This window comes from Limnohabitans sp. (genome assembly GCF_030158565.1).
Lineage (GTDB): Bacteria > Pseudomonadota > Gammaproteobacteria > Burkholderiales > Burkholderiaceae_C > Limnohabitans_A.
Genome location: NZ_JAOASQ010000029.1, coordinates 90992 through 106063, shown reverse-complemented (window position 1 = coordinate 106063; position 15072 = coordinate 90992). Strand labels below are relative to the sequence as shown.

The 15072-nt window shown below is 61.5% G+C and carries 12 protein-coding genes and 1 riboswitch; of the genes, 4 read left to right on the top strand and 8 right to left on the bottom strand.

Annotated features, from left to right (window positions below; genetic code table 11):
• Positions 1-7: 7 nt before the first annotated feature.
• A complete protein-coding gene (locus Q1W40_RS06145) occupies positions 8-1078 on the bottom strand; it encodes a DUF6352 family protein (protein ID WP_300709983.1) in 1071 nt (356 codons plus the stop codon).
• A gap of 5 nt (positions 1079-1083) precedes the next feature.
• Positions 1084-3795, bottom strand: coding sequence for a methionine synthase (gene metH, locus Q1W40_RS06140; RefSeq protein ID WP_300709980.1), 2712 nt, complete (start codon positions 3793-3795; stop codon positions 1084-1086).
• A 55-nt stretch (positions 3796-3850) separates the two neighbouring features.
• Positions 3851-3950: riboswitch (S-adenosyl-L-homocysteine riboswitch) on the bottom strand.
• Positions 3951-4048: 98 nt separating this feature from the next.
• On the opposite strand from metH, the gene Q1W40_RS06135 reads away from it, so the two are divergent.
• The 4 genes from Q1W40_RS06135 to Q1W40_RS06120 all read left to right on the top strand — a co-directional run bounded on the left by Q1W40_RS06135 (position 4049) and on the right by Q1W40_RS06120 (position 9043).
• The gene (locus Q1W40_RS06135; RefSeq protein WP_300709978.1) at positions 4049-5707 is read left to right on the top strand and encodes a sigma 54-interacting transcriptional regulator; all 1659 of its coding nucleotides are present in this window, start codon (positions 4049-4051) and stop codon (positions 5705-5707) included.
• A gap of 248 nt (positions 5708-5955) precedes the next feature.
• Positions 5956-6516: an OsmC family protein gene (locus Q1W40_RS06130; RefSeq protein WP_300709976.1), complete on the top strand. Its 561-nt coding sequence runs from the start codon at positions 5956-5958 to the stop codon at positions 6514-6516.
• A gap of 92 nt (positions 6517-6608) precedes the next feature.
• Complete coding sequence (locus Q1W40_RS06125) at positions 6609-7751, top strand: acyl-CoA dehydrogenase family protein (protein ID WP_300709974.1); 1143 nt, start codon at positions 6609-6611, stop codon at positions 7749-7751.
• Positions 7748-9043 (top strand): FAD-dependent oxidoreductase, encoded by a 1296-nt coding sequence (locus tag Q1W40_RS06120; RefSeq protein ID WP_300709972.1) that lies wholly within the window; start codon positions 7748-7750, stop codon positions 9041-9043. The genes Q1W40_RS06125 and Q1W40_RS06120 overlap by 4 nt, the downstream gene beginning before the upstream one ends.
• A gap of 71 nt (positions 9044-9114) precedes the next feature.
• On the opposite strand, the gene cynS is transcribed toward Q1W40_RS06120, so the two are convergent.
• The 6 genes from cynS to Q1W40_RS06090 form a co-directional block, all read right to left on the bottom strand.
• Complete coding sequence (cynS, locus tag Q1W40_RS06115) at positions 9115-9558, bottom strand: cyanase (protein ID WP_108413457.1); 444 nt, start codon at positions 9556-9558, stop codon at positions 9115-9117.
• A gap of 46 nt (positions 9559-9604) precedes the next feature.
• On the bottom strand, positions 9605-10480 hold the full coding sequence (locus Q1W40_RS06110) for an ABC transporter ATP-binding protein (RefSeq protein WP_300709969.1): 876 nt from the start codon (positions 10478-10480) through the stop codon (positions 9605-9607).
• Positions 10470-11336 carry a nitrate ABC transporter permease gene (gene ntrB / locus Q1W40_RS06105; RefSeq protein WP_300709967.1) on the bottom strand — a complete coding sequence of 289 codons (867 nt, stop codon included), beginning with the start codon at positions 11334-11336 and terminating at the stop codon, positions 10470-10472. Before ntrB ends, Q1W40_RS06110 begins: the two co-directional genes overlap by 11 nt.
• Before the next feature lie 5 nt (positions 11337-11341).
• Positions 11342-12748 carry a CmpA/NrtA family ABC transporter substrate-binding protein gene (locus Q1W40_RS06100; RefSeq protein WP_300709966.1) on the bottom strand — a complete coding sequence of 469 codons (1407 nt, stop codon included), beginning with the start codon at positions 12746-12748 and terminating at the stop codon, positions 11342-11344.
• A gap of 338 nt (positions 12749-13086) precedes the next feature.
• The gene (locus Q1W40_RS06095) at positions 13087-13746 is read right to left on the bottom strand and encodes a response regulator transcription factor (RefSeq protein WP_300709964.1); all 660 of its coding nucleotides are present in this window, start codon (positions 13744-13746) and stop codon (positions 13087-13089) included.
• Positions 13743-14951 carry a PAS domain S-box protein gene (locus Q1W40_RS06090; RefSeq protein WP_300709963.1) on the bottom strand — a complete coding sequence of 403 codons (1209 nt, stop codon included), beginning with the start codon at positions 14949-14951 and terminating at the stop codon, positions 13743-13745. The genes Q1W40_RS06095 and Q1W40_RS06090 overlap by 4 nt, the downstream gene beginning before the upstream one ends.
• Between the last annotated feature and the right edge of the window lie 121 nt (positions 14952-15072).

Here is a 15072-nt window from a genome sequence, read left to right as displayed (position 1 = left end):
GCCGCACTCAGACCGAAGCGGCCAAAGGCAAATTGAGCAAGAGGTTTTGCGGTTTGAGTTTGAGCAAACTCTGATCATTCATGGCCAGGCCCAAATAAACCGGCTTGCCTTGCACCTCGGCACGCATGTCTTGCGGGTGGTCAAAACGCAGCGTGAACAGGCTGATGAGTTGTTGCTGCCGTTGGGCGTCCAGCTCATGGCCTTGGTACAAATCATTGAGCAAAGCGGTGGCCGTAACGTCCAGGCCCACATGCCAGCGCCAAGCTGGGTCATCGACTTTTTGCACCGGCTCGATCTTGACCGACAGACCCAGGAAATGTTGCACCCAGCGGCTCAGCACGGTGGCCAGGGCTTTGAGGCCTGAGCGGGCATTGACCATTTTCAAGATCAAGCCGTGCGGCAATTCGTTCTGGATTTCGTGCGTCATGTCGAGCAAGAAGGCATAGCGGCCGAGGCCTTCGCGCTGCGTCAGGTAACGATCTTCGTTGTCCTGGTGCAGCACCTTCACATCAACCGCCTTGAGCGGCGCACCGCCTTCCATCAACAAGCGGCCCATCTCGCCCAGGCCACCGGTGGCTTGCAAGGTGTCGAGCGTGTCGCTGTCGCCCGACAGCACACGGCCATCGCGCACGGTGATGCGTTGGCGTCTGAACAGCAGCTCGGCGGCACGCCAGACCCAGGCATCGTCCACGTCGCTGAGCACCTGGCACACGATGGCCTGCACCACCAGATCGATGAACAAGGGCGGCAGCTGGATGTGACCGCTTTTCATCCAGCCCATGTAGGCCGACTCCAGCGAACCTGCGTTTTCCACATCGTCGCGGAAACGCAAGAACAGCGCGTAGTTTTCGCGCGCATCTTCGTCCTTGAAGGCTTTGAGACTCGCGGGGGCAACCTGCATCAGCGGCGCCTCCAGCAGCGCTTTGTGCAAGCGAATTTCTTCCTTGCACGACTCGGGCACCAGCGCCATTTCAGGGCGCTGCAGCCACAGCCGCCAATAGTCTGGACTGGGCACCAGCCAACCCCGCTCGTTGGGGCTCAGGTGTTGGTGGCCGCAAGCCGTCCAGATGTGTTGCATGGTGTTTACAGGTTGGGGGCCAACAGGCGTTGCAGGTCTTTGACTTCCACGCCGCTGCGCTGCGCGAGGTCTTGCACCTGGTCATCGCCCACTTTGCCGACGTTGAAATACTGCGCCTCGGGGTGCGCGATGTAAAAGCCGCTCACGCTGGCTGCAGGCGTCATGGCCAGGCTTTCGGTCAGGCCCATGCCGATGTCTTCGCATTGCAACAAGTCGAACATGGCCTGTTTGGCGCTGTGGTCGGGGCAAGCGGGGTAGCCGGGTGCGGGGCGGATGCCCTGGTATTTTTCGGCGATCAGGTCTTCGTTGCTCAGCGCCTCGGTTGACGCGTAACCCCACAGGTCGGTGCGCACTTTTTTGTGCAGGCACTCGGCCAGCGCTTCGGCCAGGCGGTCGGCCAGTGACTTGAGCATGATGGCGCTGTAGTCGTCGTGCGCGGCTTCAAAAGCGGCGGCACGTTTGTCGGCGCCAATGCCTGCGGTGACAGCGAACACGCCCACATGGTCTGGTGCTGTGCCTTGCGGTGCGACGAAGTCGGCGAGGCAGCGGCTGGGGCGCATGACCCCGTCGATCATGTGCTTTTCGGTCTGCTGACGCAGGCCGCGCCAGGTCATGGCGACCTGCTGGCGCGACTCGTCGGTGTAGAGCGCGATGTCGTCATCATGAACGCTGTTGGCGGGGTACAGCCCCAGCACGGCGTTGGCCGTGACCCAGCGGCCGTCGATGATTTTTTGCAGCATGGCCTGGCCATCGGCATACACCTTGCGCGCCTGCTCGCCCACCACCTCGTCGTCGAGGATGGCGGGGAAAGGCCCGGCCAAATCCCAGGTCTGAAAGAACGGACCCCAGTCGATGTATTGCGCGATCTCGGCCAAGTCGTAGTTCTTGAACACGCGCCGACCTGTGAACTTGGGCGCAGCGGGTACGCCTTGCGACCAATCGATCGGCGTCTTGTTGGCGCGGGCCTGCGCCAGCGTCCACATGGGGGTCTGCTTTTTATTGGCGTGCTGCTCGCGCACCTTGGCGTAGTCGGCGTTCAGCTCGGCGATGTAGTTGGCGGCTTGCTCAGACAAGAGGCCTTGTGCCACGCTCACGCTGCGCGAGGCATCGGGCACATAGACGACAGGGCCTGAGTAGTTGGGCGCGATCTTCACAGCGGTGTGCACGCGACTGCAGGTGGCACCGCCGATCAGCAGCGGCATCTGGCGCTCGCGGAAGTACGGGTCTTTTTCCATCTCAGCGGCCACGTACTGCATCTCTTCCAGGCTGGGCGTGATCAGGCCCGACAGGCCAATGATGTCGGCGTTTTCTTCTTTGGCCTTGGCCAAGATTTCGTGGCAGGGCACCATCACGCCCATGTTCACCACTTCAAAGTTGTTGCACTGCAAGACCACCGTGACAATGTTCTTGCCGATGTCGTGCACGTCGCCCTTGACGGTGGCGATCACGATCTTGCCCTTGGCCTTCACGTCTTCGCCCGCCGCTTCCTTGGCGAGTTTTTCGGCCTCGATGTAGGGCAGCAAATGCGCCACGGCCTGCTTCATCACGCGGGCGCTCTTGACCACCTGCGGCAAGAACATCTTGCCCTGGCCGAACAGGTCACCGACCACGTTCATGCCGTCCATCAGCGGGCCTTCGATCACATGCAGTGGGCGGCCACCCTTGGCCAAAATTTCGCGGTAGGCCTCTTCGGTGTCCTCGGTAATGAAGTCGGTGATGCCGTGCACCAGCGAATGACTCAGGCGCTGCGCCACGCCCACAGGCGCATCGGATGTGCCGCGCCAGGCCAGTTTGGTGGACTCGTCTTTGGCTGCGCCTTTGGCGCTGTCGGCGACTTCGACCAAGCGCTCGCCTGCGTCAGGGCGGCGATTGAGCACCACGTCTTCGACACGCTCGCGCAGCGTGGGCTCCAGGTCGTCGTACACACCGACCATGCCCGCGTTGACGATGCCCATGTCCATGCCCGCCTGAATGGCGTGGTACAGGAACACGGTGTGGATCGCTTCGCGCACCGGGTCGTTGCCTCGGAAGCTGAAAGACACGTTGGACACGCCGCCCGACACCTTGGCGCCCGGCAGGTGTTGCTTGATCCAGCGCGTGGCTTCGATGAAGTCCACCGCGTAGTTGTTGTGCTCTTCGATGCCGGTGGCGATGGCAAAAATGTTGGGGTCAAAAATGATGTCTTCGGGCGGGAAGTCCACCTCATCGACCAGCACACGGTAAGCGCGCTCGCAAATTTCGATCTTGCGTTCGTAGGTGTCGGCCTGGCCTTTTTCGTCAAACGCCATCACCACGGCGGCTGCACCATAGCGCTTGACCAGCTTGGCCTGGCGTTTGAACTCTTCCACGCCCTCTTTCATGCTGATCGAGTTGACGATGCCCTTGCCCTGGATGCAGCGCAGACCGGCTTCGATCACCGTCCATTTGCTCGAATCCACCATCACCGGCACGCGGGCGATGTCGGGCTCCCCGGCCATCAGGTTCAAAAACCGCACCATGGCCGCCTGGCTGTCGAGCATGGCTTCGTCCATGTTCACGTCGATCACCTGCGCACCGTTTTCGACCTGCTGACGCGCCACGGCCAAAGCCTGCTCGTACTCGCCGTTCAAGATCATGCGGGCAAAGGCCTTGGAGCCGGTCACGTTGGTGCGCTCACCCACGTTGACGAACAGCGACCCCTCGCCGATGGAGACAGGCTCCAGACCGGACAACTTCATGGGGGGAACAGACACGATGGAAGACGCGACAACAGACACAGGCTCACCTTGGGCTTACAGGTGAGCGTCGTTGTGCAAAACAATCAGGAATTGAAGGCCCCAAGCCTGACCTGCATGCTCATGGGTAGAGGCAGGCTGCAACGCTCCTTGGGGAAGGCTGGATTTTAACCGGGTGAAATTCAAACCCATCGGCCAGGTTGCCACATTGCTTGGCCATCGCCCCCCTGGTCCAAAGCTTGCTTGCCTGCAAAGCATGCCCACCGCCCCCATTTCAGCCCCCTCCCCGACCGATGCGCACTGGCGCGAGCAAGAGCTGTTGCTCATGCGCGAGGTCATGAAATGGGTGGGGCGCAGCCTGTCTTCGGGCGAGGTGCTGCGCGAGATGCTGCATTTGATGAGTGAGTTGCTGGGCTTGAACCGGGGGCGCGTGGTGCTACGCGACACCCCTGTCCCTGGCGATCCACATCCGTCAAGTCACACCGCATCGATTCGCCTCGCCTATGGCTTGACGGCCATGGAAATGCGACGGGGGGTGTATGCCGAAGGCGAAGGCATCACCGGGCGGGTACTGCAAAGCGGCTTGCCTTCGATTGTTCAGGACATTGCGCACGAGCCGCTGTTTTTGTTCCGCTCGGTCAGCCCAGTGCAGTTTCCCAACGAGACCGTGGCGTATCTGGCCTTGCCCATCACCTTGGGCACCAGCACCGTGGGCGTGCTCGGTTGCCACCGCATCCGCAGCCGTCAGCGGCATTTAAACGACGACTTGGCCGTGCTGAAAGTGCTGGCCACTTTGGCGGGGCAGGTGCTGCACATGGAGCAGTTGGTCAATGAGCAGACACGGCACTTGCGGGCGCGCAACGCGGCCTTGTCGCAGGCGCTCAGCACACATGCCGCACGGTATGGGCTGATCGGCAGCTCGCCCCCTTTGTTGCAGGCTTTGTCCGAGTTGGAGCGGGTATCGCAATCGCAAGCCACGGTGCTGCTGCTGGGCCAGTCAGGCACGGGCAAAGAGCTGTTTGCGCGGGCCGTGCACCTGGCCAGCCCGCGATCAACGCAGCCGTTCATCAAGGTCAATTGCTCAGCGATTCCGGACACCTTGTTCGAGTCGGAGCTGTTTGGCCATGAGCGTGGTGCCTTCACCGGGGCCAACCAGGCCCGGCCCGGCTGGTTCGAGCAGGCACACGGTGGCACCATTTTTTTGGACGAAATCGGGGAGCTGCCCTTGACCTTGCAGTCCAAGCTGCTGCGCACCTTGCAAGAAGGTACCGTGGTGCGGCTGGGCAGCCAGCGCGAAGTCCAAGTCAATGTACGCCTGGTGGCGGCCACCAACCGCGACCTGGCGGCCGAAGTGCAAGCCGGGCGCTTTCGGCAAGACCTGTACTACCGCCTGAACGTGATCCCGATCCGGCTGCCATCGCTGGCCGAGCGCCCCGGCGACATCCGCGAGCTGGCCTTGCACTTTGTGAACCGCGCCAACCAGGCGCACCAGAAAAACGTGTACCTCAGCCCCGAGGCGCTGGACACGCTGACGCAGCATCCTTGGCCCGGCAACATCCGCGAGTTGGGCAACTGCATCGAGCGCATGGTGCTGTTGGCCGATCAAACCTTGCTCACACCCGAGCAATTGCAGCCCTATTTGCCGCAAGCCTGGGCCACGCCAGCCATGGCACCGACCATGTCACCGGCAATGATGCCCTCCACGCCATTGCCCGCTGGACAGCATCGAGCACCCGAACCCGCTGGCACGGCGTCGCTGGGCGTGCGGGCTTACGAAAACGCGCACTCCCACACGGTGCAGGTCTTGCAGCAAGCCCTGGCGCAACACCAGGGCAACCAGTCTCGCGCCGCCCAGAGCTTGGGGTTGACTTTGCGGCAGTTTGCCTACCGCCTGCGCAAAGCCGGTTTGCGCTGACCGTACATTGTGTTTACACATTGTCAACACAATGTCCAAACCCTGGGTCCACGGCATCCAAGAGCGGTGGTGAGGGCGCACGGCTTGCAGCATCTTGGCAGCTGAAAATCCTTTCATATCAAGCACTTGCGTGCTTCAAACACGCAATCAACTGCCCACCCCCATCCCTGGCACGGCCTTTGCAAAGTCATGGGCACAGGCATCGCTGGATGCCCTGTTTTTCAACCCTCAACGCCCAAGGATTTGCCATGACCGAAGCTGCCACCCTCGACACCCCCACCACCGTCAAAGCCTGTTTGCGCCCCATCGACGCCCAAGGCCTGGCCACATTTGCCGCAGGCGGCAAAGCCAACCCGGCGCGGCGCGGCACCAACAAGGTTCACACCGTCATGGAAGGCCAGTACCGCTCCTTGTCTTCTGTTGGCGACAAGCACACCGTGGTGGTGGACGAGCCGCTGCACCTGTTTGGCGAAGACACCGCCCCAGCACCCGGCGAGATCGTGCTGTCGGGCCTGGGCGGATGCATCGCCGTGGGCGTGACCGCCGTGGCCACCTGGAAGGGCGTCAAGCTCAGCAAACTCGAAGTCTTTCTGGAAGGCGACATTGGCAACCCCGCAGCCTGGGGGGCGGGCGGTGCACTGGAGATGACGCCACACCAAATGGGCTTTCAGGCCATCCGCGTGAAGGTGCTGGTCGAAGGTGACGCACCACGCGAAGTGCTGGACGAGATCGTGCAACACGCCAACTTTTACTCGCCCGTGGCCAACAGCATGCGCAACCCGATCCCCTTCGAAATCTCGATGGCCTGAAGCGGTGCAACAGGCGCAAGCCGCACCTGTTGAAGCATTCATCCCCGTTCAGCCCCCGCTCTGATCAAGAGCGCCCCCCATTGGAGCTTTTTATGAATCCCGCCAACCTGCCCCCTGTACTGGCCACCCCTTCCATCCCGCTCCTCAGCGCGGTACGTGCCATCGCCCAAGGACCCTTGGCGCAACAGGCCTATGCAATTGACCGAGGCACCTACCCCGAGTCCGTGCTGAAACAGCTGGCAACCGCAGGGGCCATGAGCGCCCACTTGCCCAAAGCCGACGGCACACCGGGCGACTATGGCCTGGCCATTGCGGCCATGGCCGAAGCATCGAAGGTGTGTGGGGCCACAGGTTTCATGATGTGGTGCCAATCCGTGGCCGGGCTGTACATGCAGGCTTCGGGCAATCCGGCGCTGCAAGGCGAACGCCTGGCGCGCCATGTGCGCGGCGACACGCTGGGCGGCACCGGCTTGTCCAACCCGATGAAAAGCTTCGCGCAAATCGAAGCCTTGCTGCTCAAGGCCACACCCGTTGAGGGCGGTTACCGCATCAACGGCACCCTGCCCTGGGTCAGCAACCTGGCCGCCGACCATTACTTCGGCGCAATTGCTGCCGTGGCGACGAACGATGTGGGGGCCAGCCGCGAGATCATGTTCATGCTGCGCTGCGATGCGCCTGGGGTCACGCTCAAAGCCTGCCCCGAGTTCTCGGGCATGGAAGGCACCGGCACATTCAGTGTGCATTGCAAAGACCTGTTCGTTGGCAGCGACGATCTGGTGGCCGACCCAGCCAAGCCCTTGATCGCGCGCATTCGCGGCGGCTTTGTGCTACTGCAGTGCGGCATGGCGGCCGGCATTGTTCAGGGTGCCATCGACAGCATGTGGACCGTCGAAGGCCAATTGGGCCATGTGAACCAATACCTCGAAGACCGGCCGGCCGATTTGCAAGCCGAATTGGACGCGCTGGTGGCCCGCATCATGAAGCTGGCCGAAACGCCTTTCGACACCTCGACCGACTATTTCATCAACGTGCTGGACGCCCGCAGCCACGGGGCCGAACTGTCCTTGCGCGCTGCCAACTCGGCCTTGATGCACCAAGGCGCGCGGGGTTACCTGATGCAGTCTGAAGTGCAGCGCCGTGTGCGCGAAGCGCAGTTTGTGGCCATCGTCACGCCCGCCATCAAGCATTTGCGCAAAGAGATGACCCGACTGAGCGCCCAGGAGATGCCCGCATGAACGACACCCCACTTGTGCTGCCCGCCGACGCGGCTTGGCAGCTCTACATTTGCCACGCCTGCGGCTACATCTACAACGAAGAAGAAGGCGACCCCGACAGCGGCCTGCTGGCGGGCACGCGCTTTGCCGACATCCCCGAGGACTGGGCATGCCCTTTGTGCGGCGTGACCAAGTCAGACTTTGAGTTTTATGTGGCGCCAGACCTGAGCGCCCTCAAAAACAGCGCAACTTGCCAAGCCAGCGCGCACTTGTCGGCCCCACGCTCAGCGCCCGGCATCGTGGTGGTGGGGGCGGGCAAGGCAGGCTGGCAACTGGTGCAAAACCTGCGCGCCCAATTGCCCAACACCCCCATCACCTTGGTCACGGCTTGCGCTGGAGACGTGTACGACAAACCCCTGCTGTCGGTGGCCATGGCACGACACATCAAGCCCCAAACGATGGTGAAGGAAACCGGCGCCGAGGCCGCAGCGCGCTGGCAAGTGCGGCTGTTGGCGCACACGCAAGCGCTGCACATCTGCACCGAAAGCCGCACGCTGCGCACCACCCATGGGCCCGTGCCTTACGCCCAACTGGTACTGGCACATGGGGCCGAAGCCGCATTGCCTGCGCCCTTGCGCGCCGACCTGTGCTGGCGCATCAACCACCTGCAGGCTTACCAGCGCTTTCAAGCCGCGCTGGGTGCCAAGCCCCAGCATGTGGCCATCGTGGGGGCCGGTTTGATTGGCAGCGAATTGGCCAACGACTTGGCCCTGGGCGGACACCGCGTGACACTCATCGACACCCAAGCGCGGCCCCTGGCCCGCTGGCCAGCCGACCAAGCGGGCGAGCCCTTGCTGGCCGCTTGGTCTGGCTTGCCCATCCACTTCATGGGCGCAATGCAACTGCAAGACTTGCAGCGCCAAGGCGCGCAGTACCAACTGCGCACCAGCGACGGGCAAGTCGTGCTGGCCGATCAGGTGATTGCTGCCACCGGTTTGGTCACGCCCACCCGCTTGGCGCGCAGCGCGGGGCTGGACTGGCAAAACGGCATCGCCGTGGATGCGCAAACCCTGCAAACCAGCATGCCCCACATCTACGCCCTGGGCGACTGCATCAGCGTGAACGGCCAGTCCAGCCGCTTCATCGAGCCGATCTTGCGCCAAGCCCAAACGCTGACAGCCGCCTTGGTCTGTGCTTGCCAGCGCGAGGCGCATTGGCCGGACAACGCCGAGCAGCCCTGCGCCCAGCCTTACACCGTGCGCGATGCGGTGGTGCGCGTGAAAACCACTTCGCTGCCTTTGTCCTTGCACTGATCTGCCCACAGCAAAAAGCCGTGGTGGACGATGTTCACCACGGCTTTTTGGTGCCCCGCAGGGCAAGCAGCTCAATACTGCTTGTAAGGCAAGAATTTGCCCGACAGCACCACGTTCACGCGGTCGCCTTTGGGGTCGGGCTGGCGCACGATGTCCATGCTGAAGTCGATGGCGCTCATGATGCCGTCGCCGAACTCTTCGTGGATCAGTTCTTTGATGGTGGTGCCGTACACGCTCACGATTTCGTACCAGCGGTAGATCAGCGGGTCAGTGGGCACCTGGCTGGGCAGGGAGCCTTTGTAGGGCACGACTTGCAGCCATTTGATCTCGTCGGCCGTCAAGCCAAAGATCTTGCCGATGACTTTGGCTTGCTTGGCGTCAAAGGTCATTTGGCCCAGGCACCCAGCGGTGACCCATTCTTTGGACAGGCCGACTTTCTCGGCGACGTCGCTCCACTTGATGCCTTTGGCCACTTTGGTGGAGATGATTTTTTCGGTGACTTCTAAACGGTTCATGAAAGACCTCTTGAGGGGGTTGATGAAAAATCAGGGATGAAACAATTCAATGTGCTTTGGCGCGTGACACCAAAAAATCGACGATGTGGTTGCGCATGTCGTAGTAGCCGGGCAGGTGGTGCAGCTGGGCGCGGGTGCGTTCGCGCGGCAGCGGGTTGACCACCACTTCGGCCAATCCACCGGGCACATAACTGCCACCCGACTCGTTGCCGTTGCTCATGAGCAAGATGCGGTCCGACAACAAAATCGCTTCGTCCACGTCGTGCGTGATCATGAAGACCGTCTGCTGCGTCTGGCGCACGATGCTCATCAGTTCGTCCTGAATCGTGCCGCGCGTGAGCGCATCGAGTGCACCAAAGGGCTCGTCGAGCAACAGCATCTTGGGCTGGATGGCAAAGGCCCGGGCGATGCCCACGCGCTGCTTCATGCCGCCCGACAGCTGGCTCGGTTTTTTGTCGATGGCGTGCAACAAACCCACCATGCCGACATGCTTTTCCACATGCACATTGATTTGCGGCGTCTTCCATTCAGGCCATTTGGACTTGACGGCAAACGCGATGTTTTGCCGCACGGTGAGCCAAGGCATGAGCGCGTGGCTTTGGAACACCACACCGCGTTCCAGGCTGGGGCCTGCGATCTCGCGGCCGTCCATGAAAGCGTGACCCTCACTGGCCGTATCCAGGCCAGCCAACACGTTAAGGATGGTGGTCTTGCCGCAGCCCGAGTGGCCGATGATGCAAACAAACTCACCCTTGTCGATGGTGAAGTTCACGTCTGCAAAAACCGGCTTTTCGCTTTGGTAGGACTTGCCCAGTTTTTCAATTTTGAGGAAAGCGTTCATGGCTTTGGCCTTGGGTTGGGGTGCAAAAATGTCGGTGGGCAAAGGCGCGATCAGCTCGCGTTCAGTGGTTTCACTCCACATAGGTCACCGCCTTTTGCACTTGGGCAAAAGCCAGGTCCAGCAACATGCCGACCACACCAATCACCAGCACCGCAAAGATCACATTGACCAGAGACAGGTTGTTCCACTCGTTCCACACGAAGTAACCCACGCCAGTGCCGCCCACCAACATTTCGGCTGCCACGATCACCAGCCAGGCGATGCCCATGCTGATGCGCATGCCGGTGACGATGGTCGGCGCCGCCGCTGGCAAGATCACCTGAAACGCTTTGCGCAAAGGACGCACTTCCAGCGTGCTCGCCACGTTGAGCCAGTCACGTTTGACCGCAGCCACACCAAAGGCGGTGTTGATCAGCATGGGCCAGACCGAGCAGATGAAGATCACGAAAATGCCGCTGACCTCCGAGTCTTTCAGCGTGTACAGCGCCAAGGGCATCCAGGCCAAGGGGCTGATGGGCTTGAGCACCTGCACAAAGGGGTCAAACGCTTTGCGCATGAGCGGCGACATGCCAATCATGAAACCCACGGGCAGCGCCACCAGCACGGCCAGCAAAAAACCCAAGCCCACGCGGCCCAGCGAATGCGCCAGTTGAATGCCAATGCCCTTGTCGTTGGGGCCTTTGTCATAAAACGGATCCGACAGATGCCCGACGATGGCTTTGCCCACTTCGAGCGGCGGCGGAAAGCCCATGCTTTTGACCGCACCCGGGTCCTTGCCCATCATCTTCTGGTACTCGATTTCATCGGCCGTCATGCCCGCCTTGGACGCACCGGCCACCGACGGTGCGGTGGCCGACAGTTGCCACGCGCCCAGAAACACCAGGAACATGAGCAGCGACACCATGGCCGCTCGCAAATTGAGGTGAGAGGTCTTCATGTGGATCAACCCATCTTGTTGATCGCAAAGCTCTTGAGGTATTCCTCAGGCTTGGCGGCATCAAAGGGCTTGCCCATGATGGTGTGCTTGGCATAGGCAGGGCCTGCGGTGAAGGGCTGGCCCAGGTCTTTCATGTGCTTGCGCGCATCGGTGATCAGGAACACCTTTTCGGCGATTTGTTTGTAGTTCACATCGCCCTTCACATAACCCCAGCGCTTCATTTGCGTGAGCATCCACACCGCCATGCTCTGCCAAGGCATGGGGTCAAAGTCAGCGCGGTCGGGCACGTTCATGACTTTGCCCAGACCGTCGGCAAACTTGCCTGTCAGCACCTGATTGAGCACGGCTTCCGGCTGGTTCAGGTACTGCGCAGGTGCGATCACCTTGGCGATCAACTCACGGTTGTCGGCTTGACGCGCCATGGCCGCAGCCGTGAGCACAGCGCGGTACAGCGCAGCAAAGGTGTTGGGGTTCTTTTGAATGAACTCGGTGCTGGTACCAAAGGCGCAGCAAGGGTGACCATTCCACAAGTCTTTGGTCAGGATGTGGATGAAGCCGACTTCGTCAAACACCGCACGCTGGTTGAACGGATCGGGGCCCAGGAAACCGTCGATGTTCCCCGCACGCAAGTTGGCCACCATCTCAGCGGGTGGGATCACGCGGATCTGCACATCGGTGTCGGGGTTGATGCCGTTTTCGGCCAGGTAGTAGCGCAGCAAAAAGTTGTGCATCGAGTAGTCAAAGGGCACGCCAAACTTGAAGCCCTTCCAGTTTTTGGGGTCGCGGTTGTCTTTGTGCTTCATGGCCAGTGTGATGGCCTGGCCGTTGACGTTTTGCACCGTGGCCACGTTCATGGGCGTGGCATTCGAGCCCAGCCCCATGCTGATGGCCAGAGGCATGGGCGAGAGGAAATGCGAGGCGTCGTATTCCTTGTTGATCATCTTGTCGCGCACCAAAGCCCACCCTGCGGTTTTGGTGACTTCGACTTCCAAGCCTTGCTTTTGGTAAAAGCCCAAGGGGTGCGCCATGATGAGTGGCGTGGCGCAGGTGATTGGAATGAAGCCGATCTTGAGCTTGGTTTTTTCCAGTGGGCCTTTGCTTTGCGCCATGGCCTGCAAGCTGGCCACGGGCAACACGCTGGCAATGGCGGCCATGGCGGTTTTCTTGCCTACGGCGCGCAAGAACATGCGGCGCTCTTCATCTTGCGGGAACAGCGATTTGACCAAGGTGGCTTCGATGAACTCCTGGCTGTAGGCCTCGAACTCAGCGGTTTCCGAGCGGGCACGCAGCTGGGCGGCGGCGGCATCGGCGGCCACCTCGGCGTGGTGGTCTGCAGGTGAATGGTCACGGCCGCAGCTGCACTTGAGCATCAAGGGGCGGTCGGCGTTGTACGGATCAAAGAATTCAGACATGGCGGCCTCACGGGGTTGAAGATGTCTGTCTCCATGCAAGCTGCGGGCCAGAAAACAGCTTGGGCATGCCATTGAGCGCGCAAAGCTTCATTTCGTGCCGCGCTTGTCGACGCGGTGTAGGGCTGGCCCTACAAAAAACCCCGACGCCACCGGCTTGCGATCGGTGGCTTCAGCCCCGACTGGCGTTCAAGCACCCATCTGCTGCGGTGGACCCGGACCTGTGAAGTTTGAAAATGTCAGGGCGAAGCTGTCGCTGCGGTCATCCCGGACTCTGATCCGGGATCCACTGCGCGGCGCTGGCGTTTGCAAACGACCGCGCTGGACGATGGACCCCGGGTCTACGCCCGGGACGACAAAGTCACTTTTTGTGCGTACAAAGCCAGTTCCACATCGTTCTTGGTGCCCGTCTTTTCCAGGATGCGTGCACGGTAAGTGCTCACCGTGTTAGGGGCCAAACTCAATTGCGCACCAATTTCGGTCACGGTGTGGCCTTGCGTCAACAAAAGGTAGACCTGGTGCTCACGGTGCGAGAGCAGTTCAATCCCGCTTTTGGTGCAGCCCTGGCTCACCAGGCTGGCCAGCGCCTCGGCCGTGGTGGGCGTGACGTGCATGCCGCCTGCCGCCACACGCCGCAGCGCCGCCATCAGGTCATCGGGATCGGTGCTTTTGTTCAGGTAACCCGAGGCCCCCAATTGGATGCAACGCACCGCATATTGTTTCTCCGGATAGGTGCTGAGCATCAGCACTGGTAAGCCGGGCCAGTCCCGACGCAGGATCTGCAACACATCCAGCCCGTCCATGCCCGGCATGGCGATGTCGAGCAGGACCACGTCGATGCCCTGCGGGCCTTGCAGTTGTTGCACGGCGTCCAACACGCCGGGGCCGGTATCGGCTTCGGCCACCACTTGCAGCAAAGGGTCATCGGCCAGCACCATCTTCAGGCCTTCGCGCACGATCTTGTGGTCGTCGCCCAGCAGCACGCGCACTGTCGCGCTCATGGCGCAGTCTCAAGAACGGGCAAGGGCATGGACAGCCGCATGCGGGTGCCCCTGCCGGGTTGGCTGTCGATGTCGATCACGCCGCCAAAGTGCCGCGCCCGCTCACGCATGCCCAGGATGCCGTAGGCCTGCGGTGACTCAAACACCTGTGGCAAGGCACCGCAGCCATCGTCTTCCACGGACAAGTGCAGCCAGCCCTCGCGCTCGACCATGTCCACATCCACCGTGCGGGCCTGAGCGTGGCGGCCCACGTTGCTCAGCATTTCCTGAAAAATGCGGAACACGGCCATGGCCATGGGCTCGGGCAACGCCCGCTGCTCGTTGACCTCCATGCACCATTTGAGTTGTTGTTCAGCCGACTGCACAAACTCCTGCGCCTGCCACTCCAGCGCCCCCCACAGGCCCTGGTGGTCCAGGATGCTGGGGCGCAAGTCGGTGATGATGCGGCCCACGTTGACCACGGCGTTTTCGATCAAGCGGCTCATGTTCTGGCATTTGCCACGCATCTTTTCACGCATGCTTTGCGCCTCCTCAAAGGCCCGCTGCTCTTGCTCGGACAAGCGCTTGTCCAGCCAACCCACATCCATCTTCAGGGCCACCAGCAAGCTGCCCAATTCGTCGTGCACCTCGCGGGCAATGCGGGTGCGCTCTTCTTCGCGCACAGCCTCGGACCAAGCGGCCAATTCACGCAACTGCTGCAAAGCCGTTTCCAGCGCACGGGTGCGCTCGGTCACCCGCGCCTCCAGTTCGTTTTTGGCCTGGTGCAAAGCGTCTTCGGCCCGCTTGCGCTCGGTGATGTCCACAAACGTGACCACCGCACCACGCACCTGCCCCTGGTCAAAGACGGGGTAACTCGAATACTCCACCGGGAAGCTGCTGCCGTCTGCGCGCCAGAACACTTCGCTGTCGATGCGGCAGGGCTCGCCGCGCCGAAAGGCGTTGTAAATGGGGCAGTCGTCCATGGGGTAATGCGCGCCATCACCATGGGAATGGTGTGTCAGCACATGCATGTTTTGCCCCAGCACCTGTTGCGGTTCAAAACCGATCATGCGGGCCCCGGCCGGGTTGATGAAAACACACAGCCCCTCCAGATCGACCCCGAACACGCCCTCGCCTGTGGAGGCCAGCATGAGGCCCAAGGGGTCACGCCAGGCGCTGGAGACCCCCGGGCCGACGGGTTGGAGCGGGTTCAAATCGAGGTGCATGCCCAAGACAAGCAAGCGGTGTGCCACAAAAGGGGCATGCCCGCACTTTCACCTTGGCCAAGCGGGGTTTGTCGCCTGCAGCAACAAGCTGGCCGCTGCGGGGCAACGACAATGGAGACTT